A 22,828-nucleotide genomic window follows, 5' to 3' on the forward strand; every position below is an offset into this window, starting at 1 on the left:
AACACCGACTGGGTTGCCTGAGAAAGTCACGATTATCCGCACAACAAGTAAGACCGCGCCGACGCCGTGTGCGTTGATGATGCATTGTTAACCATGATTCCAGTCCACAACCACTTGACACCGAACGACATTTTTTGCGACCTGGGCTTTTGTTGGAATCGGACGGCAGTATTGCGTCCATTGTCACTAGCGCGAACGCCGGTGACACCAAATTCCTTGGTTTCAGAAAACAGCCAAGACAAAACACCAGGTGGCGGTCCCTCGAGGAGGAATTTGGTGCGTAGCCAATACACCAACGCAAGCACCCCCTACCCGTTTTCCCGAGTAGGGGGTGTTATTCAGAGCTAGAGACGAGACTTGAACTCGCAACCTACGCATTACAAGTGCGTTGCGCTACCAATTGCGCCACTCTAGCAGCGCTGAAGAGTCTACACTAACGTTCACCCGTTTACCGAAATCCCACTTCCTACCTCCACCGATGCCCTTCAGCGTACCGAGGAGACCGGTCGGGTTGGTGGAGATGAAGCCGGAGAGGGTGGTGGCGCCGGCGTCGAAAAGGATGGGTGTCATTGGGGTTGATGGGCCGACGATGATGGTGTCCATCCCGGAGGCGAGTTCCAAGAGGCGTGGCATCGTTTTATTCACGAGGGCGGAGGCGGTGATGAATACGGCGTCGAGATCTGGGGCGAGGTACTCGAAGGCGGAGTCGGGGTAGTCGCCGGGGCGCTGGACACGCTCGAATACGTAGAGGTCGGCGACGTCGCGGAGGGTGCGCTCCAGTCCCGGGAAGTGCCCGACGACGCCTACACGTTTGCCAGCGTAACGCGAGGCGTAGGCGACGAACGCGTCCGGGGCGTCTGTGAAGTGGGACGTATCGCGGTTGACCCAGGCGTTGATGGCGGCGAGGCCGACGCCGGCTTCGGCGAGGTTCCACGATTTGAGCATGGAGGCGGCGTCGACAAGGGGGCGACCGATTGGAGAGTCGGAAAGGACCGGGCGGCCATCGCCGGGGTAGACGGCGGCGATGCCGACGTGCCCATCGGAGGTGCGGAGCCATGCCCAGTGGGGTGCGATGCCGAAGTCGGTGACGGTAATGGAGGTCGGGGTGGCGTCGATAAGTTGGTCGTAGAGTTGCCAGGTCATGTGGCCATTCTAGGTGTGTCGGAGTACCTTGCTAGGGTCGAGTACGTGAACTTGAATTCGCTGTGGGAGTTTGTCCGCGGGTCACGCCAACATGTGGCAACGATTGACGCGGCGCGAACGTCACCGCCGCCGTCCGTGCTCGCCCCAATTGACCTGACGGATACCGCGCAGGTGGCCGGGGTGATGAATATTGCTGCGCGTATTGGGGAGATCCTGATCGCGAACGGCACGACGTCTTCGGATGCGATTGCGCAGATTCACACAGTGACGTCGTCGTATGGTCTGCACTACTGCCATGTGGACATCACGGTGAACACGATCATGATCAACACGATTATTGGTGTGCATAAGCGCACACCGGTCAATGTGTTCCGCGTGGTCACGATGATGAGCGAGAACTACCATAAGCTGCAGGAAGCTGACCGGTTGATTCGGTCGATTCGTTCGGGTGCGACGCCACCGGAGCTTGCGGAGAACATCCTCGACGATATTGATAACTCCCCCATCCCGTGGCGCAATACGCGCTACTTGGCGGGCTGGCTCGTGATGGGTGCCGCCGTCGCGATTTTGCTGGGCGGGGACTTGTTCATGTCGGCGATCGGTGGGCTGACGTCGTTTCTGATCATGGGATTCAACAAGATCCTGTCGCGCAACTCGCTGCCCTACTTCTTCCACTGCGCCATCGGCGGTTTCTTGACGACGATCCCGGCGGCGTTGTTCTACGAGTTCGCGCCGTTGATCGGCAGGACGATCGTGCCGAGCCAGGTGATCGCGGTCGGCATCGTGGTCCTGTTGGCGGGGTTAACGCTGGTGCAGTCGCTACTGGACGGGGTGACGGGCTCGCCGGTGACGGCCTCGGCGCGCTTCTTCCAGACACTACTGTTCACGGGCGGCATTGTAGCTGGTGTCGCGATTGGTTTGAACGTGTGGGAGATGATGGGCCTAGGCCTGCCGCCGTTGGAAACGATGCTCGGTACACCGACGTTTAGTGGTGCGGCGGCGCGTATTGCGGGTAGTACGTTGGCGTCGGCGGCGTTTGCGGTGACGTGTTTTGCGGAGCGCCCCGCCGTGGTGGTGTCGGCGTTTACTGCCGCGGCCGGTTCGAGTATGTACTACCTGTTTTTGATCCCGCTCGGTTCAGGCGCTTTGATGGCGACTGCGGCGCTGGCCTTCGTCGTGGGGCTGGCGGGTGGTTTGATTGCCCGACGTTTCCTGATCAACCCGGTGATCACGGCGGTGGCCGGCGTGACCCCGTTCCTGCCCGGTTCGGGTGTGTACCGCGGCATGTACGCAATGATGAACGAGCAGATCGTGGTGGGGCTGACGAACCTGTTCATGGCGGTCGGGACCTGCATGGCGCTGGCCGGTGGTGTGGTGTTTGGCGAGTGGGTGGCACGCCGCCTGCGGTCCCCGCAGCACTACATTCCATACGACGCCTTCAAGCGGGCGGGGCGTTTTACGTTCCAGCAAATCCGCCGTCGGAGGCCCCCTGGCGGGCTTCGCCACTAGTATTGGCGTAGAATCGTTGTGCTAGTAATGCGCGTCATACAAGGAGGAACCCGTAGTGCCACCCAAGATCACCGACTCTCGCCCCTCGCCCGAGGCGCTCCACGCCCTCGAGGAGCAGACAGCATCTGGTGCTCGCAGGATTGTTGCTACCTACGCCGAGGACTTTTTTGATGGCGTGACCTTGATGTCCATGCTCGGCGTCGAGCCACAGGGCTTCGTATACAAGAAGTACGCAGAGGAAGTCCTTGGCACCGAGGAAGAGGACGAGCCGAAGAAGGCCACCAAGAAAAAGGCCACGAAGAAAAAGAAAGCCACCAAGAAGAAGGCTTCTAAGAAGAAGGCCACAAAGAAAAAGGCCACCAAGAAGAAAGCAACAAAGAAGAAGGCCACGAAAAAGAAGACTGTAAAGAAGAAGTCGTAGTTGTGAATGAGTTCGTAGTGGTGGCAAACCGCCTGCCTGTCGACCGCGTCGAGGGCGGGTGGAAGGCGTCACCCGGCGGGCTCGTGGCCGCGCTCGCCCCGGTGTTGCGGGCGCGCGCTGGTTGCTGGGTGGGGTGGTCCGGCGCTGTCGATGAACCGGTTGAGCCGTTTACTTTCGACGGCATTGACCTGTACCCGGTGACGCTGGATGCTCAGGACTACGAGGAGTTCTACGAGGGTTTTTCCAATTCGACGTTGTGGCCGCTCTACCACGACCTGATTGTGCCGCCGCAGTACCACGAGCAGTGGTGGCAGCGCTACCGCGACGTGAACGTCCGGTTCGCGCGCGCGGCTGCCAAGGTGGCGGCGCAGGGCGCGACGGTGTGGGTGCAGGATTATCAGCTGCAGTTGGTGCCGGGTCTGTTGCGCGAGATGCGCCCCGATCTGACCATCGGGTTTTTCCTGCATATCCCTTTCCCCTCCCCGGACTTGTTCCGTCAGCTTCCGTGGCGCGAGGTACTCATCGATGGCTTGCACGGCTGTGACCTCGTGGGGTTCCAGCGTGAGGCGGATGAGCGGAATTTCCGCGCGCTCGTGGGCGACAACGACAACGAGCACAGTCCGCGCAGTGGCACGTTCCCGATCTCGATTGATCCGGCGGCGGTGCAGGTTGGTTCGCCGGAGGCGGTGGCGAAGCTGCGGGCGTCGGTAGGTAACCCGACAGCGCTGATGTTGGGTGTTGACCGCATGGATTACACGAAGGGCATCCTGCAGCGTTTGCTCGCGTTCGAGCAGCTCCTTGAGGAGGGTGTCGACGCCACCTTGATCCAGCTAGCCACCCCGTCGCGCGAGCGTATCGAGCACTACCGCGAGACCCGCCGCCAAGTCGAAGAGGCGGTGGGCCGGATTAATGGCCGTTTTGGTTCGGTGGGCCGCCCGGTGATCCACTACATGCACCGGGGTGTATCGAAGCAGGAGCTGGGCACGTTCTACGCGGCGGCGGACGTGATGTTGGTGACGCCGTTTAAGGACGGCATGAACCTAGTGGCGAAGGAGTATGTGGCCTGCCACCCGAACGGCGATGGTGCGTTGGTGCTGTCCGAGTTCGCCGGTGCTGCGGTGGAGCTGCATGATGCCTATTTGTGTAATCCCTTCGAGGGGGCGTCGATACTTCGGGCGATGCGTGAGGCGCTTGACCCGGACCCGGCGCGGATGCGCCGGATGTATGCGCGGGTGATGGGGCACGATGTGCACCGGTGGGCCGCGGAGTTTTTGCAGGAGGTTGCGCGATGAAGCGTCTGCTTGTTGCGGGTGCAGCCCTGGGGTTGGCGGCGTGTGCGCCTGCGCCTCCGGTGTGGCAGGTCGTTGCTGTGTACACGTCGCCGGACACTCCGGGGGATTTGCCTGATCGGGCGAATGTGAGCATCGATGGTTCGAAGCTGACCGGTTCGACGGGTTGCGGCAAGGTCGAAGGCGAGGTCACGGTTACTGAAGACACACTCGCTATTCACGAGATTTCCTTCCCCGATCCCGCTGGCTGCGAGGGTGCTGCCCGCTACACGCATGACCAGCTGGCGTCGGTGGTGGTGCCGGAGGCCACGTTCCACATCAACAATGTCAGTGACACTGAGAAGGTGCTCACGCTCGACGGCGAGGACGTGAACGAGCCGAGCGTGAGGGTGATGATGTTGTGAGTTCCATCGACTACTTGTCGACGGCCCCTTCGCTCCTCGTCTGTCTCGATTTCGACGGCACGATCAGCGAGCTGAACCCGGACCCCTACGCGGTGAAGCCGCACCCGGTGGCGCTGGACGCGATTGCGCGGCTGGCGCACGCCCCCGGCACGGAGGTGGCGATGCTGTCCGGCCGCCATCTGGAGGGCCTGCGCAGGGTGTTCCCACTGGGGGACCCGGTGGTGTTGGTGGGCTCGCACGGCGCTGAGCCTGGACCGGAGCTTACGTCGGAGGATGTCGCGTACCTAGATGCGATTGGGCAGCAGCTAGAGACGATCGCGGTGCCGCCGGCCTACGTGGAGGTCAAGCCGTACCAGCGGGTACTGCACGTCGCGCCCGTGGAGGATGCGGCGTTGCGTGAGCGCATGCTGGCGGAGGCCCTGCGGATTGCGACGCCTCGTCCTGTCACGCCGGGTAACAACGTGGTGGAGTTTTCTGCGGTGGACGTATCGAAAGGCTCGTGGCTAAGGGCCCACAAGCAGCGCTTTGCTGCGACGCTCTTCGCGGGCGATGACGTCACCGATGACTCGGCGCTGGCGGTGCTGGGGCCTGCGGATGTTGGCATCAAGGTGGGCATTGACGTCGCCGGCGTGGATGGGATGGCGGCGTTCTTAAGGCAGCTCGCCGACGCACGCTGTTGATATTCATTTTCAATACCGCGTAGAATGGCGCCCATGTTTTCACGACGTTTCTTTGGCATCCTTGCAGCATCGACGCTCGCGTTGAGCGCCTGCAGCAGCACCGACACCTCACCTGAAGCCGCCAACGCTCCCGCGTCTGACGACGGCCAGATCGTGGCCACCACCCAGGTGTGGGCGGACGTCGCGAGCTTGGTCACGGGCCAGGAGGTCCCGGCGATCATCGCGAACACCTCGGTAGATCCGCACGACTACGAGCCGACAGCCGCCGACCTTGCCCAGGTAGCGAAGGCGGTGCTCGTGGTGGCCAACGGCGGCGCCTACGACGCCCGCATCTACGGCGCGGCCGAGGCTGCGAACGTCGTGTCTGCGCTACCGCTGGCGGAGGCGCACGACCATGACCACGACCACGACTCCGCACACGATGAGCACGGCCACGAGGGCCATGACCATGCTCACGAGGAGAACGAGCACATCTGGTACTCCACCGAGGCGATCGCGAAGGTGGGCGCGGACCTCGCGCAGCGCACCGACGGCTCGACGGACACGCTCGACGGAAAACTTGCGCAGCTGCAAGCGAAGCTGGACTCCCTGCATGAAGCCCGTGTGGCGCAGACGCACCCAATTGCCGACGCCATCATCGAGGAGTCCGCGCTGGAAGACGTCACGCCTGAGTCCTTCCGCCACGCGACGCTGAACCACTCGGAGCCGTCCTCGGCGGCGCTCGCCGAGTTCATCGCAGCCCTGGAGTCCGGTGAGATCGACATCCTGATTCACAACCCGCAAAGCCCGAACGGTGTCTCTGACAAGCTGGTCGAGGTGGCGAAGGCCAACAACGTCAAGGTCGTCGATATCTACGAGACCCCGCCAAACGGCGAGAACTTCTTCGACTACTTTGCAAAGGCACTTGACGAGCTCTAATGCTGCACCTGACCAACGCTTCCTGCGATCCCCTGTGGCACGACATCAACATGGATGTCGCCGCGGGGGAATTTGTTGCTGTGCTGGGCCCGAACGGCAGCGGCAAGTCCACCTTGCTCGGCACGATCCTGGGCACTCGCAAACTCAGCTCGGGCACCATCACGGCGCCAAAGAACATCGGGTTTATCCCGCAGCAGCGCATGTTCGCGCCCGAGCTACCAGTGCGGGTGCGCGACCTGGTGTCGCTATCGCTTGAGCACCGGCCGCTGCGCCGGCCGAGGAAGGGGGACGTCGATAAGCTGTTGGAAAGTGTTGGTGCGCTGCACCTTGCCGACGCCCGCGTGGGCACCCTGTCGGGTGGTCAGCAGCAGCTGGTGCGGCAGGCGCAGGCCTTTGCGAAGCAGCCGGAGCTCATCCTGGCCGACGAGCCCCTACTCTCCCTCGACGTGGCGCGACAGCGCGACTTCGTGTCCCGACTACACGCCGCCAACGTCGCGGTGGTGATGGTGACGCACTCCATCGACCCAGTGATCGACATCGTGGACAAGGTGCTCTACCTGGGGCCGAACGGGCACGTGGTCGGCAGTGCCGACGAGGTGCTGCGTTCCGAGGTACTCAGTGAGCTGTACGGCGCCCCGGTGGAGGTCGTGCGCGTAGGTGGAAAGACGGTGATCCTGTAAATGCTGGAGCAAACGCAGTACCTGCTCGGGTTCGATTTCGTGATCATTGCGCTGATCGCCTGCGCGTTGCTGGGCGTGCTTTCCGGGGTGATCGCGCCACTGATCGTGATGCGGAAAATGTCATTCGCGGTGCACGCCACCTCTGAACTGGCGCTGATGGGCGCGGCGATTGCCCTCGTGACAGGCCTGAACCTGAGCCTGGGGGCCGTCGTCGGGTCAATCATGGCGGCGATCGTGCTCGTCCTGCTGGGGCTTCGCAGCGACACTGACTCCTCCGTCGGCGTGGTGATGAGCTTCGGGATGGGCATTTCCGTGCTGTGCATCCACCTCTACCCCGGCAACTCCACCACGGCGATGGCGCTGCTGACAGGCCAAGTCGTTGGGGTGAGCAAGGAAAATCTCGGGGTGCTGACGGCCACCACGCTGCTGGTCGTTGTGGCGGTCATGGTGCTGTGGCGCCCGCTGCTGTTCGCGTCCGTGGACCCGGAGATGGCGGCCGCGAGCGGGGTACGCGTGAAGGTACTGGCCACCCTGTTCGCCATCCTGCTCGGAATGGCCGCCGCCCAGACCGTCCAGATCGTGGGTGTGCTGCTGGTGATGGCGCTGCTGATCACGCCCGGCGCGTCCGCGGTGGCCATTACGGCGCGTCCCGCGGCGGCGGTGGCGTGGTCGGTGTGCTTTGCGGAGCTCGCAGCCGTGGGCGGCATGCTGCTTTCGCTGGCGCCCGGCCTGCCGGTGAGTGTGATGGTGGCGTTCGTGTCCTTCGCCATCTACCTCGCGTGCCGGGCGGTGGGCTACTTCACGCGGCGCTGACGCGCGAACTCACTGAGCACCACGCCAGCCGCGACGGAGGCGTTCAGGGACTCCACCCACTCGGTGGTGGGGACCGACATGATCACGTCGCAGTTTTCCCGTACGAGCCTGGAAATGCCCTTGCCCTCCGAACCGACAACGATGACCACCGGGTCGGTGGCGCCGTCGAAGGTATCCAGGGTGTGCTCGCCGCCAGCGTCGAGGCCCACGACCATGTAGCCGTTGTCCTTGAACTGCTTGACAGTACGGGTCACGTTGGTCACCCGCGCGACGGGCAGTCGCGCCGCCGTGCCCGCCGAGGTGCGCCACGCCACGCCCGTCACCTGCGCGGAGCGGCGCTCCGGGATGATCACGCCGTGGCCGCCGAACGCGGCCGTCGAGCGGATCACCGCGCCGAGATTGCGCGGGTCGGTGATGTTGTCAAGGATGACGAACATGCCGGTCTCCCCGCGGTCCGCCACGCCCGCGATCAGGTCGAAGACGTCGGCGTACTTGTACGGCTGGATCTTCAGCCCGATGCCCTGGTGCATGCCGTTGCCGGTCATCGTGTCCAGCTCGCGGCGCTCCACTTCCTGTACGGGGATGTTGCGGGAGTTCGCCAGGGTGGCGGCCTCGCTGAGGCGGTCGTCGTGCCCGGTGCCGCGCGCCACGAACAGCGCCTCGGCGGGGACTTTTGCGTGCAAGCACTCCACGACGGGGTTGCGACCCACCACCATGTCCGGCAGCTCGCGCTCGTGGCGGCCCTGGTCGCGGCGCTTGCGCTCCAGCTTGCGCTTGTGCGCCGCGTGGTAGACGCGGTCCTCGGCCTTAGGGGTCGCGCCCTTGCCGCGCAGCCCGCGTCGGCGCTGCCCGCCCGAGCCCTTCGTGGCGGTCTTCTTGTTCTTCTTCTGCTTATCGGGGCGGTGGTATGGCTTGGCCATTAGTTCTCCTTCAGTTGCCACTGCGCGCCATCGGCGGTGTCGGTGACCTCGATGCCTGCGGCGGCAAGGCGGTCACGTACGGCATCGGCCACGGCCCAGTCCTTCTCGGCACGCGCGGTGGCACGGCGCTCAAGCTCGGTACCGACCAGCACATCAAGTGCCTCAGTTACTCCATTATTTTTCGACGCCCCATCGTCCCACACGCAGGGGTCCACACCCAACACAGCGGCCATTGCACGCACCTGAGCAGCCAACTCGGCAGCCCGGGCAGCGTCGTGCGCGGCGAGCGCCTTGTTGCCTTCGCGGACCACGTTATGGATCTCAGCGAGCGCGCGGGGGACGGAGAAGTCGTCGTCAAGCGCCTCAGCGAAGCCTTCGGTCCAGGTGCTCGGGTCGGGCGTTCCGGCCCGGTGCACGAAGTCCTCGATGCGGCGGTACCCCGCCGCGGCCTCCTGCAGCGCCTCCGGCGAGTACTCCAGCACGCTGCGGTAGTGCGCAGACCCCAGGTAGTAACGCAGCTCCACCGGGCGCACCGCGTCCAGCATGTTGTCGATGCTCAGCACGTTACCCAGCGACTTCGACATCTTCTCACCCGCCATGGTCACCCAGTGGTTGTGCATCCAGTACTGGGCGAAGCCGTCGCCGGCGGCGTGCGATTGCGCCTGCTCATTCTCGTGGTGCGGGAACTGCAGGTCCAGGCCACCGCCGTGGATATCGAACTCGGCACCCAGGTACCAGGTGGACATTGCGGAGCACTCCAGGTGCCAGCCAGGTCGACCGTCGCCCCAGGGGGTCGGCCAGCTCGGCTCACCCGGCTTCGCCGCCTTCCACAGCGCGAAATCGTGGCTGCCACGCTTGCCATGCACGTCGCTCTCGCCTTGGTTCATCTCCTCGACACGGTTACCGGACAGGGAACCGTAGTCGTCGCTCGCCTTCGTCCAAGCAGCCACGTCGAAGTAGACGGAGCCTTCGGAGGCGTAGGCGAAGCCGGCGTCGATAAGTCGCTGCATGTAGTCGACCATCTGGGTGACATGGCCCGTAGCGCGCGGCTCGACGGACGGCGGCAACACACCGAGCGTGTTGTAGGCGCGCGTGAACTCGCGCTCGTACGTGCTGACCCACTCCCACCAGGGGCGATTGTGCTCGGCGGCCTTGGTGAGAATCTTGTCATCAATGTCGGTGACGTTGCGCACGAAGGCGACGTCGTAGCCTTTGGCTGCGAACCAGCGGCGCACAATGTCGAACGCCACCCCCGAACGCAAGTGCCCGATATGCGGTGCGGACTGTGGCGTGGCCCCGCACAAGTAAATGGAAACGTGTCCCTCACGCAGCGGGCGGAATGGACGCAGCGTGCGCGTCGCGGTGTCAAAAATCTGTTGGGTCTCGGCAGTCACGGCCCTTAGCTTAGTGCAACCAGCGCAGTAGCGACGGCAGCGCGCCCCTCACCCGAACCGGTAAAACCCATATGGTCCGTCGTGGTCGCCGACACCGACACCGGGGCGCCGAGCGCCTCCGAGAGCACGCGCTGCGCTTCCTCGCGCACCGGGCCCATCTTCGGGGTCTGCCCGATCATCTGCACCGACACGTTGATCACCTGGTGGCCGTGCTGCGCGAGCAGCCCACGCAGCTCCTTGAGCAGCTGCGTGCCCTGCACCCCGTCGTACTCCGGCCTACCAACGCCGACGAAGGAACCCAGGTCACCCAGCCCGGTCGCCGAAAGCACGGCGTCCACCACCGCGTGGCTGACAACGTCGCCGTCCGAGTGCCCCTCGCACCCATCTTGGCCCTCATGGAGAATACCCGCGATCCAGCACGGCTTCCCGGCCTCGATCTGGTGCGCATCAAACGCGGTACCGACCCTGAACTGTGGAAAATCTGTGTGCGACGTCATGCGCGCAAGCCTACCGCGTCCCACCCGACGGCACCTCGAAAATGGTCGGCTCCGCCTCGTCCGTAATGCTCTGCGCCAGGCGCATATCGATCGGCGTGGTGATCTTAAACGCCATCGGGTCCCCCTGCACCGTGTGCACGTCCACGCCGAACCACTCCATCAGGCTCGCGTCATCCGTGGCGACGAAGTCCGGCGCCCCCTCAAAGTAGGCGCGGTTCGCGGCACGCAAGGAGCGCAGGTCAAACCCCTGCGGCGTTTGCACCGCCCGCAGGGTGGCACGGTCCGGGGTGCCCACGACGCGCCCAGCCGCGTCAATCTCCTTGATGGTATCGACGACCGGCAGCACCGGCACCACCGCGTCAGCCCCTTCGAGCACAGCGCGGGCAACGCGTGCGATCATGCCGGGTGGAGTCAGTGCCCGGGCGGCGTCGTGAATGAGCACGCAGGCGTCCTCGTACTCAATCGCCTTCAGGCCTTCGTAGATAGAGTCGGCGCGCTCCGCACCCCCGTGCACGAAGCGGACGTCGTGACCGCGCAGCGTGGTGCGCGCGATCTCCTCCATCTCGGGGCTGACCACCACGATGATCGAATCCACCACCTCGGCAGTCTCCATCGCGGTCACCGAGCGCTCCAGCAGGCTGCGGCCGCGCAGCGGCACAAACGCCTTCGGCACGCTCGCCCCGAGCCGCGTACCTTTGCCGGCCGCGGCGACGACCGCCACTACCCTGCGAGACATGTACTAAAGTCCCGCTACTTCTCGTCGTCCTCGTCGTCGTCGAAGCTGAGGTCATCCAGGTCGATGTCATCCTCGTCCTCAACCACCACGTCAGGCGCGAAGGAAATGCCAGCCTTGACCTGCTCCTCGATGATCTTGCGGACGCCCTCTTCCAGCTCCTCGACCTTCTTCTCGTCGACAGGCTCCGCCAGCGCGAGCTCACCGACAAGGATCTGGCGCGCCTTGCCCAGCATGCGCTTCTCACCTGCGGACAGGCCCTTGCCCTGGTCACGGCGCCACAGGTCGCGGACAACCTCCGCCACCTTATTAATGTCGCCGGAAGCGAGGCGCTCCTGGTTTGCCTTGTAGCGGCGAGACCAGTTGCCGGCCTCCTCGACGTCGGTTTCGCGCAGCACCGAGAAGACCTTCTCCAGGCCCTCCTTGCCCACAACGTCGCGGACACCGACAAGCTCGGTGTTCTTTACAGGAACGCGGACCTCAAGGTCCGACTGGAGGATTTGCAGTACGAGAAAGTCGAGCGTTTCTCCGCCAATTTCGCGCTGCTCGATGTCGGCGATGCGTGCCGCACCGTGATGCGGATAGACAACCACTTCTCCGACTTTGAATTCCATGAACACTCCTTGAGGATGACAACCGGCTCAGTAACCTCACCACCCTACCATTACGGGCCGTTACGGGGAGGCACACCGTCGAAGCGCCGAACTCAACTAAAGTTTAACCCCACCCGTAGCGCCGAGGCCTGGAGCGTGTGATGAAACTGTGAAAAGTCTAGGTCCAGGCGCTAGGGTTGTGCGGAGAAACATATATGTGAAACAAGAACGATGGAGGACACCCACGTGAAGTCCCTGAAGCCGGTTTTCGCACTCGCAACCGCACTGCTCATGGCCGGATGCTCCGCAGGCCAAATCACTCAGACCTCTGACCAGGTGGCTGCAGTTGACGGCACCAACGTCGAAACCGAGAACGGCGAGCTGGCCATACAGGACGTCACCCTCGTCCTCGACGAAGCTGGCTCCGCCGCACTGAAGTTCAGCGCCCTGAACCAGGACACGTCGATGACGTCGCACTCGCTGCGCTCCGTTTCTGTTGACGGCACCCCGGTCAGCATCGATTCCTCGAAGGAGATCGCGTACAACTGCGTGCTCGTCGGCGACTCCGCAGCAGGTCTTGACCGCATGCCACAGGATGACGGTAAGAACTGCATCGAGTACATCCGCACCGCCCTGCCGAATGACAGCTTCGCATACGGCGGTACCGTGCCTGTGACCTTTACGTTCGACACCGGCACCCTCGAGGTGGACGCACCTGTTTCCGCACCACTGCTGCCTTCCGGCCAGGTCCACCGCGACCTGATCAAGTAAGGCTCTATGGCGAAGAAGCCTAGGGTAATCCACACCTGTTCCGAGTGTGGATACTCGTCTCCTAAGTGGCTCGGCCGCTGCCCTGAATGCGGCTCCTGGGGGACATTGCAAGAATCCGCGCCGGTGGTTTCTGCCACCCGCGCGACGGGGGTCTCGAGCGCGCCGCGTGCTGCCGCGCTCACACCGCAAACACCTGCGCGCCCAATCACGACTATCGACGCCGCCGCGACAAAAACGGTGCGTTCCGGCATCGGCGAACTAGACCGAGTGTTGGGCAGTGGCGTGGTGCCTGGCTCGGTGGTGCTCATGGCGGGTGAGCCGGGCGTCGGTAAGTCGACGCTGCTGCTTGAGGTGGCCTCGCGCTGGGCGGCGATCGACGGGCGCAAGGCGCTCTACGTCACCGCCGAGGAATCGGCCGGGCAGGTCCGCGGGCGCGCCGAGCGTACCGGCGCGTTACGCGAGCGCCTCTACCTGGCGGCCGAGTCCAACCTGGACATCGTGTTCGGGCACGTGGAGCAGATCAAGCCTTCCCTGCTCATCGTGGACTCGGTGCAGACGATGCACGCCCCGGGCGTGGAGGGCGTGCCGGGAGGCGTTGCGCAGTCCCGCGCGGTCACGGCGGCGCTGACCACCCTGGCCAAGACGACTCACCTGCCAATCCTGCTGGTGGGCCACGTGACCAAAGACGGCAACGTGGCGGGCCCGCGCGTGCTGGAGCACCTGGTGGACGTGGTGCTGAACTTCGAAGGCGACCGACAATCGAGCCTGCGGATGCTGCGCGGTATGAAGAACCGCTTCGGCGCGACTGATGAGGTCGGCTGCTTCGAGCAGACTGCGGAGGGCATCCGGGAGGTACCCGACCCGTCCGGGCTGTTCCTTTCCCACCGTGGCCGCACCCCGGATGGTTCTGCCGTGACCGTCGCGATGGATGGGGTGCGCCCCATGCTCGCGGAGGTGCAGGCGCTCACCGTTGACCCGGTGAACAAGTCGCCCCGGCGCGTCGTCACAGGCCTGGACGGTAACCGCGTGCCGATGGTGCTGGCTGTCCTGCAGGCGCGCTGTGGGCAGCGCACGAACGATAAGGACGCCTACGTGGCAACCGTGGGCGGGGTGCGCATCACGGAGACCGCCACTGACCTGGCGGTGGCGTTGGCCACGTGGTCGAGCCTGCACGAGACGCCGCTGCCACCGAAGACGGTGGTGATTGGGGAAGTCGGGCTGGCCGGTGAGATCCGGCGCGTGCCGAACCTGGGGCGCCGACTGCAGGAGGCGGCGCGCCTGGGCTACGAGCATGCGATCGTGCCGTCAGGCGAGTCTCTGCAGGTTCCGGGCCTGCGTATTGAGCAGGTGGCCACGGTTGGCCAGGCTATCGCTACACTTGCACAGCATGAGTGATGACACGATGCGCGCCGCCCTTGAGCGCCTCGCCCCCGGCACCGCACTTCGCGATGGCCTTGAGCGGATCCAACGCGGCCACACTGGTGGCCTCATCGTCCTCGGCGACGGCACGGAGATCGTCGAGATTTGCGACGGCGGCATCGCCTTCGACGTCCCCTTCCAGCCACCGCTGCTGCGCGAGCTGTGCAAAATGGACGGTGCCGTCGTTCTTTCCGCCGACGGTTCCCGCATCACCCGCGCCAACGTGCAGCTCGTACCCAGTCCACACTTCCCCACCAGTGAGTCCGGCACCCGCCACCGCTCCGCGGAACGCACCGCGCTGCAGACCGGCAGGCCGGTGATTTCGGTGTCGGCGTCGATGAATACGGTGACGGTGTATGCGGGTGGGCGGCGTCACCGCTTGGAGGAGCCAGCGGTCCTGATGGGTCGGGCGAACCAAGCGCTGTCCACCGTGGAGCGCTACCGTCAACGCCTCGACATATCGAATCACCGCCTGTTCGTGGCGGAGATGAACAACTACGCCACCGTCGCCGACGCGCTCAACGTGCTGCAGCGCCAGCTGATGCTCGAACGCGCCGTCACCGACCTGGAGCTGAGCATCGTGGAGTTGGGTGTCGACGCCCGCCAGCTCAGCCTGCAGCTTTCCGAGCTGGAGGGCACCAACGCCCACGACGTGGAGATGCTGGTGCGTGACTACATCGCAACGACCACCGTGCCCACGGACGAGCAAGTCCACCAGGCCCTGGAGGCCTTGGACACCCTGCCGGATTCGGAGCTGCTGAACACGACAACGCTGGCGCGCCAACTCGGGCTGCCCGCGAACGAGGAGAACCTGGTGCAGGCGCTTACACCGCGCGGCTACCGGGCGCTTGCGCGCGTGCCTCGCGTGCAGAAATTCTTGATGGACCAGATCGTGGCCGTCTTCGGCACGCTGCCCGCCATTTTGGAGGCGCAGCCGGAGGATTTAAGCTCTGCCGACCACGTGACCAGCCTGTGGGCGCGCCATATCTACGAAGGGCTGCGCCGCCTCAGCTAGGTCAGGTTGAACGGGACCGCGTCGGAGGCGTTGTCGCCGATCACGGTGTGCAGGTAATAAGACCCGGCCGGCACGGGCTGACGGTCGGCGCACACGTTCGGCTGGGAGCTGGTGCCCGACCAGCGGGCCTCAAAACCACGCTTCGAGTCGCGCGGGAAGGTCTCCTGGCCAGCAAAGACAGGGTCGAAGCAGTCGACGTCGGACCACACGCGGCTGTTCGTGGCCATGTCGTAGACCTCGAAGCGCATGATATTAGCGTCGAGGTCGATGACGCAGTCCGCATCCGTCGGGTTCTGCACCTCCATGTAGAACACCGGCTGCTCACCCACCGCGTACGACGGCTGGTTTGTCGACGCCACCACACGCAAATCCTTCAGCTCACAGGTGCCGGACGGGGCCGCCTCCGTGTGCTCAGCCGACGATGTCGGCTCACCGGATGCGCTTTCCTTCGCCGTTTCGGACGCGCTCGACGTGGCCGCGCCCGGCTCCGGCACCGTCGGCTCCGTGACGGGCGTGGTGGTGGGCGAAGTGGACGTCGATACGTCGGCGCCACCGCCGCCTGAGCGGGCCATGGCGCTCAACCCCCACACCAGGAGCACCACGATCACCAATAATGCAACGAGCGCCGCAACTCGGCGGCGACGGTAGATCTCGGGCGGAAGCGGGCGCTGGTTAGTCATGCCCTTACTTTATACCGAAGGTTTCCATGGTCGGGTGAACCTCGCCATCGGCAAGTTGGTAGCGTGCCGCGACGACACCGAGGGTGCCCTTCTCAAGGCGCTCGGCAAGCACGGGCACCCGCTCAATGAGGTGCTGTGCGCTCAGGTTCGCGTGCGTAACCTCCACATCCTTCGGGTTGCGCGAAGGCGCCTCGAGCACCGACGGCACAATCTTCTCAACAAATACGCGGACCAAGCCGTCGGGGATCTCGGCGGTCTCCACTGCGTGCAGCGCCGTACCGACCGCGCCACAGGACTCGTGGGACAAGAACATCACCAGGGGCACGTTGAGGCCTTCCACCGCGTACTCAACGGAGGCGGACACAGCAGCGTCGACGCAGCCGCCCGCGGTGCGGATCACGAAAATGTCGCCGAAGCCGACGTCGAAAAGTAGCTCAACCGGAACCCGCGAGTCCGAGCAGGCGACGACGGCGGCGATGGGGTTCTGGCCATCCCGGAGCTGTTCGCGCCAGAGACGGTCGCGGTGCGGGTGCGTCTCCTGGCTTGCGACGAAACGTTCATTTCCTGCCTTGAGGAGTTCCCACACCTCACGAGGCGTCATCGATGTACTCATAGGCTATATTTTGGCAGAGATGAAACAGGATGTGGCCGAAATGCAAACAAACCTTCACCCTGCCGAAATTATCCCGTGGTACCGCGCTCACGCGCGCGAGCTGCCGTGGCGCGCGCCCGACACCAGCGCGTGGGGCGTGCTGCTCAGCGAGGTGATGAGCCATCAGACGCAGGTGGCGCGCGTCGCCCCCATTTGGGAGGAGTGGATGCGGCGCTGGCCCACCCCGGAGGCCTTCGCCGCCGCCGGTACCGACGAGGTCCTGCGCGCCTGGGGCAGCCTCGGCTACCCGCGCCGCGCCCTGCGCCTGCTCGAGTGCGCGCGGGTGATCACCGAGCGTCACGCGGGTGACGTGCCCCGCAACGTCGACGACCTGCTAGCCCTACCCGGTATCGGCGACTACACGGCGCGCGCCGTGGCCTGCTTCGCGTATGGGGAAAACGTGCCGGTGGTGGACACGAACGTGCGCCGGGTGGTCGCGCGCGCCGAGCGAGGCAGGCCGGTGGCGCATCCGCGCAAGGCGGAGCTTCAGGAGGTGGCGGCGCTGCTGCCCGCCGACGATTCGGAGTGGGACGGTCCGACGTTTTCGGTCGGCCTGATGGAGCTCGGCGCTCTAGTATGCACCGCTACCAACCCGGACTGCGGGGCGTGCCCGGTGCGTCACTGCGCGTGGGTCGCCGCGGGCAAGCCTGAGCCGAGCGCGGAGGAGCAGCGCAAGAAGAAGACACAGCGCTTTGCGGGCACCGACCGGCAGGTGCGCGGCAAGATCATGCGGGTGCTGCGTGGGGCGTCGGCGCCCGTGCCGCAGCGCGACATTGACGTGGTGTGGCCGGATGCGGCGCAACGCTCCCGCGCGCTATTTTCGCTGCTTGAGGACGGCCTCGCCGTGCAAGACGAGTCGGGTTACTTCCACCTGCCGCGGTAGTTAAACCCACCGGGCAGCTTCACCCACACACCGCCGCGCGAGTTGAACGTGACAGGGCCGACCTTCGTGGAGGCCGAAGCACCAGACTTGGAGAAGTTCAGCCACGAGTTCTTACTCACCTTGTGCTTCTTGCGATAATAAATTCCCATGCGCTCAGACTACACATAGACTGTCCGCATGACCTCGAGCGTGTTGATTGCCTTCGCGATGACCCTATTGGCCGGTATTTCCACCGGCATCGGCGGGGTTGTAGTTGCACTCAAGTCCTCGATTAGCGACAAGTTCTTGGCGGGCAGCTTGGGGTTCTCCGCGGGCGTGATGGTCTACGTTTCGCTCGCAGAGCTGCTGCCCGCCGGGATTGAGGCGCTCGACCAGGGGCGCGCCATCCTCGGTTTCTTTGCTGGCGTGGCGCTGATCGCGGTGATCGACAAGCTGGTGCCCCACGACATCAACCCGCACGAAAGTATCCAGGGCGACGAGGACAAACGCGCCCAAGCCATGCGGCGCGCGGGCGTCATCACCGGCGTGGCGATTGCGCTGCACAACTTCCCCGAAGGCTTCGCCACCTTCATGTCCGCGCTCGCCGACCCCTACCTGGCTATCCCGATCGCCGTCGCCATCGCCCTGCACAACATCCCGGAGGGCATCGCGGTGGCGGTTCCGTTGCGGGAGGCGACGGGCAGGCGCTGGTGGGCGGCCGGGTGGGCCACCCTTTCGGGGCTCGCGGAACCGCTCGGCGCGCTCGTCGGCTTCCTCATCCTCGCACCATTTATGGGCCCGACGACGATGGGACTCTCCTTCGCGGTCATCGCGGGGATCATGGTGTTTATTAGCTTTGACAAGCTGCTGCCGAACGCGATTGCGACGGGACACCATCACTTCAGTGTCTACGGGGTGATGGGTGGCATGGCAGTGATGGCTGTCAGCCTCATGCTGCTGCCCTAAGCGCTGTGTGCTGAGGAGGGCGTCGATTAGAATGCCCGACTATGCACATTCGGTCTACACTTTCTGCACTGTGCGTCCTCGCGACCGCCGCTCCCCTCGCCCCCGCCGCCACCGCCAGCTCCCTCGACCCACTGAGCTCCGTGGCCGCGGTCGGCTCGTCCGCCATCAAATCTGCATTCCGCCCTGCGCCAAAAGTCGTGCGCTACGAAACCACCACCGAATCCGGCGCACTCGCGCCAGTCACCGCCACCCTCTACGACCGCGCTAATGCGAAGGGCCTCGTCGTCATCGCCCCAGGCACCCGCGGCATGGCCGACCACTGCGCACCCAGCAACAACACCGCGCTGCTGTCCTCCGATACCGGGGTCTCCCTCAGCATCGACTACGAGCGCCCCATGGCCCACATGCTTGTCGACGCCGGCTACCGCGTCATCGTCACCGACTACGTCGGCCTCGGCACCCCGGGCACCCACACCTACCTCAACCGCGTCGACCAAGGCCACGCCGTCATCGACGCCGCCCGCTTCGCCGCCCACGACGGAGAAAAGGTTGCCTTCTGGGGCTACTCCCAAGGAGGCGGCGCCTCCGCCGCAGCAGCGGAACTCGTCGCCGACTACGCCCCCGAACTCAACGTCGTCGCAGCCTTCGTCGGCGCCCCACCCGCCGACCCACTCGCCGTGCTCGAACAATCACGCGGCCCGCTGATCAGCCCTGTCGCCGGTTTCGCCGCCGTCTCCTACTCCTCCACCTACCCCGACTTCCGCGAAGCGCTCTACGCCGAGCTCAACGAAAAGGGCGTCGCTACGCTCGACGCTTTGTCGAAGGCTTGCCTCCTCGACGCAATGCGCATCGCCCCCAAGGAGTTCAAGGCCTACACGAAACGAGGCGTTAACCTGGCCGAACTCGCCCACGACAACCCCGTGCTGCGTGCCCGCCTCGACCAGAACAAGCTCGGCCGCGTCCCCACCAAAGTCCCGACCCTGGTGCTGACCAACCCCGATGACGACATGGTCCCAGCCCGACAGGCGACTCAGCTCGCGCGGGACTACTGCGCACTCGGCTCACCCGTCGAGTACCGCAGCGTCGGCATCCCGGGCACCCGGTCTATGCCGCTTGCTTCCGGGTCCTCCACCACCCCCTTCGCCAACCTCGTCGGGGCCGGCCACGCCCTACCGATCGTCCTCGAGACCTCCAACGTCATCACCTGGCTCGATGAACGCTTCGACCCAAACGGTCCAGTCTTCACCCCGACCTGCAACATCCCCGGCGACACCTCCATCAACGTCGCCGCGAACTACCAGTACACAGGCGCAATCGCGGACGCGGTTTTGGTCGGCATCGTTAGCGTGCTTGCTGCCGTGGGCTTGGGCACCTGGCTCGTTGGCTCCGGCCTACCGAACCTAGCTTTGGTGTGGTCGCAGATTGCGAAGCCCGCGCACCAAATCCCTTGATTTCCCGAATCGGGCTTTGCGTTTCCCCAGGTCGCCGATCGCCCGTGATGGAATTTGGTGCGTAGCCGAAGCAAACGCTGGCAAAAAGAAAGCCGCACCCAAAGGGTGCGGCTTTCCAACCTACTGTTTAGACCGGTTCCGGGCCACGGCCGTCGGCGTCGGAGTCCGGGCCCGCGTCGGGGCCAGGCTCGCCGTCGGCACGCTCGTCCGGGAACTGGGAGCCCTCGGTCTCAGGGGCGCCCTCCGAAGGGGCGATGTCCCTGACTGCCTGCTCCGCAGGTTCCTCAGCGGCTGCTTCCTCGCCGAAAGTTTCCGCTGGCAGCGGGCGTGGGCGTGGAGTGAACGTGAAGGTTGCCTCCGGTGCTGCCTTGCCGCGGGTGTTGCGGGCTGCCTCGATGTCGCCGTCCCAGCCTTCGACGTCGACGGTGATGATCTCGCCGGCACCGATTTCGCCGAAGAGGATCTTCTCCGAGAGCATATCCTCGATCTCGCGCTGGATGGTGCGACGCAGCGGACGTGCGCCGAGTACGGGATCGAAGCCGCGGATCGCCAGGAGGTTCTTGGCCTTCTCGGTGAGTTCGATGCCCATGTCCTGCGCAGCCAGGTTGGTGTCCACTCGGCTGATGAGCAGGTCCACCATCTGCACGATTTCTTCCTGCGACAGCTGACGGAAGACGACGATCTCGTCGATGCGGTTGAGGAACTCTGGTCGGAAGTGCTTCTTCAGCTCGTCGTGGACCTTGTTCTTCATGCGCTCGTACTGGGCATCGGCGTCGGTAGCGGTGCTACCGGTGAAGCCGAGGCCGACCGGCTTGGAGATGTCGCCGGTGCCCAGGTTGGAGGTGAAGATGAGCACGGTGTTCTTGAAGTCCACCATGCGCCCCTGGCCGTCAGTGACGTGCCCTTCTTCCAGGACCTGCAGCAGCGTGTTGTAAATCTCCTTGTGTGCCTTTTCGATCTCGTCGAAGAGGACGACGGAGAACGGTTTGCGGCGCACCTTCTCGGTGAGCTGGCCGCCCTCCTCGTAGCCGACGTACCCCGGAGGGGCACCGAACAGGCGGGAGGCGGTGAAGCGGTCGTGGAACTCGCCCATGTCGACCTGGATGAGGGACTCCTCGTCGCCGAAAAGGAACTCGGCAAGCGCCTTGGAGAGCTCGGTCTTACCAACACCGGACGGGCCGGCGAAGATGAAGGAGCCGGACGGGCGCTTCGGGTCTTTGAGCCCGGCGCGGGTGCGACGGATGGAGCGCGACAGGGCGCGGACTGCTTCGTCCTGGCCGATGATGCGCTTGTGCAGCTCGGCCTCCATGTTGAGCAGGCGCGAGGATTCGGACTCGGTGAGTTTGAAGACTGGGATGCCGGTCCAGTGCGCGAGTACGTCGGCGATCTGGTCTTCGCCGACCTCGGCGATTTCCTCAAGGTCGTCGGAGCGCCACTTCTTTTCCTTTTCCTTGCGCTCTTCACTGAGCTTGCGTTCGGTGTCGCGCAGGCCCGCTGCCTTTTCGAAGTCTTGGGCGTCGATGGCGGCTTCCTTTTCGCGGCGAACGTCGACGATGCGCTCGTCGACTTCGCGCAGTTCGGAGGGCGCGGTCATGCGCTTGATGCGCATGCGGGCGCCGGCCTCGTCGAGGAGGTCGACGGCTTTGTCCGGCAGGAAGCGGTCGTTGATGTAGCGGTCCGCCAGGGTGGCGGCTGCCTTGAGGGCATCGTCGGTGTAGGAGACGCGGTGGTGCGCCTCGTAGCGGTCGCGCAAGCCGCGCAGGATGGTGACGGTGTCCTCGACGGAGGGCTCGTCGACCTGGACGGGCTGGAAGCGACGCTCGAGGGCGGCGTCCTTCTCAATGTGCTTGCGGTACTCGTCGAGTGTGGTCGCGCCGATGGTCTGGAGTTCGCCACGCGCCAGCTTCGGCTTGAGCAGCGAGGCAGCGTCGATTGCGCCTTCGGCAGCGCCGGCGCCGACGAGGGTGTGGATTTCGTCGATAAACAGGATGATGTCGCCGCGCTGGTTGATCTCCTTGAGTACCTTCTTCAGGCGCTCCTCGAAGTCACCGCGGTAGCGTGAGCCTGCAACCAGGGAGCCGAGGTCCAGGGAGTAGACCTGCTTGTCCTTGAGCGTTTCGGGGACGTTGCCGTTCGCGATGTCGAGCGCGAGGCCCTCCACGACGGCAGTCTTGCCGACGCCCGGCTCACCAATGAGCACCGGGTTGTTCTTGGTACGGCGCGAGAGCACCTGCATGATGCGCTCGATTTCCTTGTCGCGGCCCACCACCGGGTCGAGCTTGCCCTCGCGGGCCGCAGCGGTGAGGTTGCGGCCGAACTGGTCGAGCACGAGCGAGTTGGAACGCTCGCCCTGCTGGCCCGGACGCGGCCCGCCCATGATGCCGGGGCCCTGGCCGGCGCCAGCGAAGCCCGGGCCACCGCCCTGTGGGGTCTCCGGGTTCTGTGCTTCGCCGCCCTCGTAGCCGGAGAGCAGCTGGATCACCTGCTGGCGCACGCGCGGCAGGTCCGCACCGAGCTTAATCAGCACCTGGGCCGCCACGCCGTCACCCTCGCGGATGAGGCCGAGCAGCAGGAACTCGGTGCCGATGTACTTGTGTCCCATCTGCAGGCCCTCGCGCAGCGAGAGCTCCAGGACCTTCTTGGCACGTGGGGTAAATGGGATCTGGTCCGTGACCGGCTGCGTGCCATGCCCGATGATTTCGATGACTTCGGAGCGGACGTCGTCAAGATTGATACCCATGGACTCGAGCGCCTTTGCTGCGACGCCTTCGCCCTCCTTAATAAGGCCGAGCAGGATGTGCTCCGTACCCATGAAGTTATGGTTCAGCTCGCGCGCCTCGTCCTGGGCTAAGACGATGACGCGGCGGGCCCTATCGGTAAACCTCTCAAACAACTGGCTGACCCCTTACTAATAACGGTTTTAAAGAGTTGTCACCAACCATAACGCCCTCGGCGGACACATCGTCCCGCCGAGGGCGTCAATTCATGGCTTCAGGGGCCATCGCACCAGCTCAGACC

General features: G+C 64.7%; 24 protein-coding genes and 1 tRNA gene. 14 read left to right on the forward strand and 11 right to left on the reverse strand.

Annotated features, from left to right (window positions below; all coding sequences use genetic code 11):
• Positions 1 to 342 precede the first annotated feature (342 nt).
• Both BJP07_RS02215 and BJP07_RS02220 read right to left on the reverse strand, forming a co-directional pair.
• A tRNA-Thr gene (locus BJP07_RS02215) sits at positions 343 to 415 on the reverse strand.
• On the reverse strand, positions 394 to 1,143 hold the full coding sequence (locus BJP07_RS02220; RefSeq protein ID WP_071565868.1) for a DUF364 domain-containing protein: 750 nt from the start codon (positions 1,141 to 1,143) through the stop codon (positions 394 to 396). The genes BJP07_RS02215 and BJP07_RS02220 overlap by 22 nt, the downstream gene beginning before the upstream one ends.
• A 45-nt stretch (positions 1,144 to 1,188) precedes the next feature.
• Here BJP07_RS02220 and BJP07_RS02225 point away from each other — a divergent pair, with 45 nt between their 5' ends.
• From BJP07_RS02225 to BJP07_RS02260, 8 genes are read left to right on the forward strand one after another with little or no spacing between them, the layout of a single operon-like run.
• The gene (locus BJP07_RS02225; RefSeq protein ID WP_255365902.1) at positions 1,189 to 2,652 is read left to right on the forward strand and encodes a threonine/serine exporter ThrE family protein; all 1,464 of its coding nucleotides are present in this window, start codon (positions 1,189 to 1,191) and stop codon (positions 2,650 to 2,652) included.
• A gap of 55 nt (positions 2,653 to 2,707) precedes the next feature.
• A complete protein-coding gene (locus BJP07_RS02230; protein WP_071565869.1) occupies positions 2,708 to 3,073 on the forward strand; it encodes a hypothetical protein in 366 nt (121 codons plus the stop codon).
• Positions 3,074 to 3,075: 2 nt separating this feature from the next.
• Positions 3,076 to 4,365, forward strand: a complete 1,290-nt coding sequence (locus BJP07_RS02235; RefSeq protein ID WP_071565870.1) for a trehalose-6-phosphate synthase — start codon at positions 3,076 to 3,078, stop codon at positions 4,363 to 4,365.
• Entirely contained in the window at positions 4,362 to 4,766 is a 405-nt protein-coding gene (locus BJP07_RS02240) for a hypothetical protein (RefSeq protein ID WP_071565871.1), read from the forward strand. The genes BJP07_RS02235 and BJP07_RS02240 overlap by 4 nt, the downstream gene beginning before the upstream one ends.
• Positions 4,763 to 5,446, forward strand: coding sequence for a trehalose-phosphatase (locus BJP07_RS02245; protein WP_071565872.1), 684 nt, complete (start codon positions 4,763 to 4,765; stop codon positions 5,444 to 5,446). The genes BJP07_RS02240 and BJP07_RS02245 overlap by 4 nt, the downstream gene beginning before the upstream one ends.
• A gap of 33 nt (positions 5,447 to 5,479) precedes the next feature.
• Positions 5,480 to 6,364, forward strand: coding sequence for a metal ABC transporter solute-binding protein, Zn/Mn family (locus BJP07_RS02250; protein WP_255365903.1), 885 nt, complete (start codon positions 5,480 to 5,482; stop codon positions 6,362 to 6,364).
• Positions 6,364 to 7,044 carry a metal ABC transporter ATP-binding protein gene (locus BJP07_RS02255; RefSeq protein ID WP_071565874.1) on the forward strand — a complete coding sequence of 227 codons (681 nt, stop codon included), beginning with the start codon at positions 6,364 to 6,366 and terminating at the stop codon, positions 7,042 to 7,044. The genes BJP07_RS02250 and BJP07_RS02255 overlap by 1 nt, the downstream gene beginning before the upstream one ends.
• Entirely contained in the window at positions 7,045 to 7,857 is an 813-nt protein-coding gene (locus BJP07_RS02260; RefSeq protein WP_071565875.1) for a metal ABC transporter permease, read from the forward strand.
• Here BJP07_RS02260 and rlmB read toward each other — a convergent pair.
• Genes rlmB through BJP07_RS02285 form a run of 5 tightly spaced genes read right to left on the reverse strand, consistent with a single transcriptional unit; the run spans position 7,839 to position 12,015 of the window.
• Entirely contained in the window at positions 7,839 to 8,777 is a 939-nt protein-coding gene (gene rlmB / locus BJP07_RS02265) for a 23S rRNA (guanosine(2251)-2'-O)-methyltransferase RlmB (RefSeq protein WP_071565876.1), read from the reverse strand. The two genes, BJP07_RS02260 and rlmB, sit on opposite strands and share 19 nt — an antisense overlap.
• Entirely contained in the window at positions 8,777 to 10,171 is a 1,395-nt protein-coding gene (gene cysS, locus BJP07_RS02270) for a cysteine--tRNA ligase (RefSeq protein ID WP_071565877.1), read from the reverse strand. The genes rlmB and cysS overlap by 1 nt, the downstream gene beginning before the upstream one ends.
• A 5-nt stretch (positions 10,172 to 10,176) precedes the next feature.
• Positions 10,177 to 10,668 carry a 2-C-methyl-D-erythritol 2,4-cyclodiphosphate synthase gene (ispF, locus tag BJP07_RS02275; protein WP_071565878.1) on the reverse strand — a complete coding sequence of 164 codons (492 nt, stop codon included), beginning with the start codon at positions 10,666 to 10,668 and terminating at the stop codon, positions 10,177 to 10,179.
• A 10-nt stretch (positions 10,669 to 10,678) separates the two neighbouring features.
• Positions 10,679 to 11,404: a 2-C-methyl-D-erythritol 4-phosphate cytidylyltransferase gene (gene ispD / locus BJP07_RS02280; RefSeq protein ID WP_071565879.1), complete on the reverse strand. Its 726-nt coding sequence runs from the start codon at positions 11,402 to 11,404 to the stop codon at positions 10,679 to 10,681.
• 14 nt (positions 11,405 to 11,418) lie between these two features.
• Entirely contained in the window at positions 11,419 to 12,015 is a 597-nt protein-coding gene (locus tag BJP07_RS02285; RefSeq protein WP_070361918.1) for a CarD family transcriptional regulator, read from the reverse strand.
• 210 nt (positions 12,016 to 12,225) lie between these two features.
• Here BJP07_RS02285 and BJP07_RS02290 point away from each other — a divergent pair, with 210 nt between their 5' ends.
• The 3 genes from BJP07_RS02290 to disA are packed head-to-tail and all read left to right on the forward strand — an operon-like array spanning position 12,226 to position 15,199.
• Positions 12,226 to 12,765 (forward strand): hypothetical protein, encoded by a 540-nt coding sequence (locus BJP07_RS02290; protein ID WP_071565880.1) that lies wholly within the window; start codon positions 12,226 to 12,228, stop codon positions 12,763 to 12,765.
• 6 nt (positions 12,766 to 12,771) lie between these two features.
• Positions 12,772 to 14,160 carry a DNA repair protein RadA gene (gene radA, locus BJP07_RS02295; protein WP_071565881.1) on the forward strand — a complete coding sequence of 463 codons (1,389 nt, stop codon included), beginning with the start codon at positions 12,772 to 12,774 and terminating at the stop codon, positions 14,158 to 14,160.
• On the forward strand, positions 14,153 to 15,199 hold the full coding sequence (disA, locus tag BJP07_RS02300; RefSeq protein WP_071565882.1) for a DNA integrity scanning diadenylate cyclase DisA: 1,047 nt from the start codon (positions 14,153 to 14,155) through the stop codon (positions 15,197 to 15,199). The genes radA and disA overlap by 8 nt, the downstream gene beginning before the upstream one ends.
• Here the strand turns inward: disA and BJP07_RS02305 are convergent.
• Together BJP07_RS02305 and BJP07_RS02310 are read right to left on the reverse strand one after the other, a co-directional pair.
• Positions 15,196 to 15,879, reverse strand: coding sequence for a hypothetical protein (locus tag BJP07_RS02305; RefSeq protein ID WP_071565883.1), 684 nt, complete (start codon positions 15,877 to 15,879; stop codon positions 15,196 to 15,198). The two genes, disA and BJP07_RS02305, sit on opposite strands and share 4 nt — an antisense overlap.
• 4 nt (positions 15,880 to 15,883) lie before the next feature.
• On the reverse strand, positions 15,884 to 16,492 hold the full coding sequence (locus tag BJP07_RS02310; RefSeq protein WP_071565884.1) for a carbonic anhydrase: 609 nt from the start codon (positions 16,490 to 16,492) through the stop codon (positions 15,884 to 15,886).
• Between the two features lie 40 nt (positions 16,493 to 16,532).
• On the opposite strand from BJP07_RS02310, the gene BJP07_RS02315 reads away from it, so the two are divergent.
• Positions 16,533 to 17,414, forward strand: a complete 882-nt coding sequence (locus tag BJP07_RS02315; protein WP_071565937.1) for an A/G-specific adenine glycosylase — start codon at positions 16,533 to 16,535, stop codon at positions 17,412 to 17,414.
• On the opposite strand, the gene BJP07_RS02320 is transcribed toward BJP07_RS02315, so the two are convergent.
• Positions 17,393 to 17,563: a DUF4236 domain-containing protein gene (locus BJP07_RS02320; RefSeq protein ID WP_071565885.1), complete on the reverse strand. Its 171-nt coding sequence runs from the start codon at positions 17,561 to 17,563 to the stop codon at positions 17,393 to 17,395. The genes BJP07_RS02315 and BJP07_RS02320 overlap by 22 nt on opposite strands.
• Positions 17,564 to 17,591: 28 nt before the next feature.
• Here BJP07_RS02320 and zupT point away from each other — a divergent pair, with 28 nt between their 5' ends.
• Both zupT and BJP07_RS02330 read left to right on the forward strand, forming a co-directional pair.
• Positions 17,592 to 18,359, forward strand: a complete 768-nt coding sequence (gene zupT, locus BJP07_RS02325; protein WP_071565886.1) for a zinc transporter ZupT — start codon at positions 17,592 to 17,594, stop codon at positions 18,357 to 18,359.
• 41 nt (positions 18,360 to 18,400) lie between these two features.
• Complete coding sequence (locus BJP07_RS02330) at positions 18,401 to 19,810, forward strand: lipase family protein (protein WP_071565887.1); 1,410 nt, start codon at positions 18,401 to 18,403, stop codon at positions 19,808 to 19,810.
• A gap of 127 nt (positions 19,811 to 19,937) precedes the next feature.
• On the opposite strand, the gene BJP07_RS02335 is transcribed toward BJP07_RS02330, so the two are convergent.
• On the reverse strand, positions 19,938 to 22,703 hold the full coding sequence (locus BJP07_RS02335) for an ATP-dependent Clp protease ATP-binding subunit (protein WP_083584040.1): 2,766 nt from the start codon (positions 22,701 to 22,703) through the stop codon (positions 19,938 to 19,940).
• Positions 22,704 to 22,828: the final 125 nt, after the last annotated feature.

The sequence above is a fragment of the Corynebacterium sp. NML130628 genome (assembly GCF_001875665.1).
Taxonomy (GTDB): Bacteria; Actinomycetota; Actinomycetes; order Mycobacteriales; family Mycobacteriaceae; genus Corynebacterium.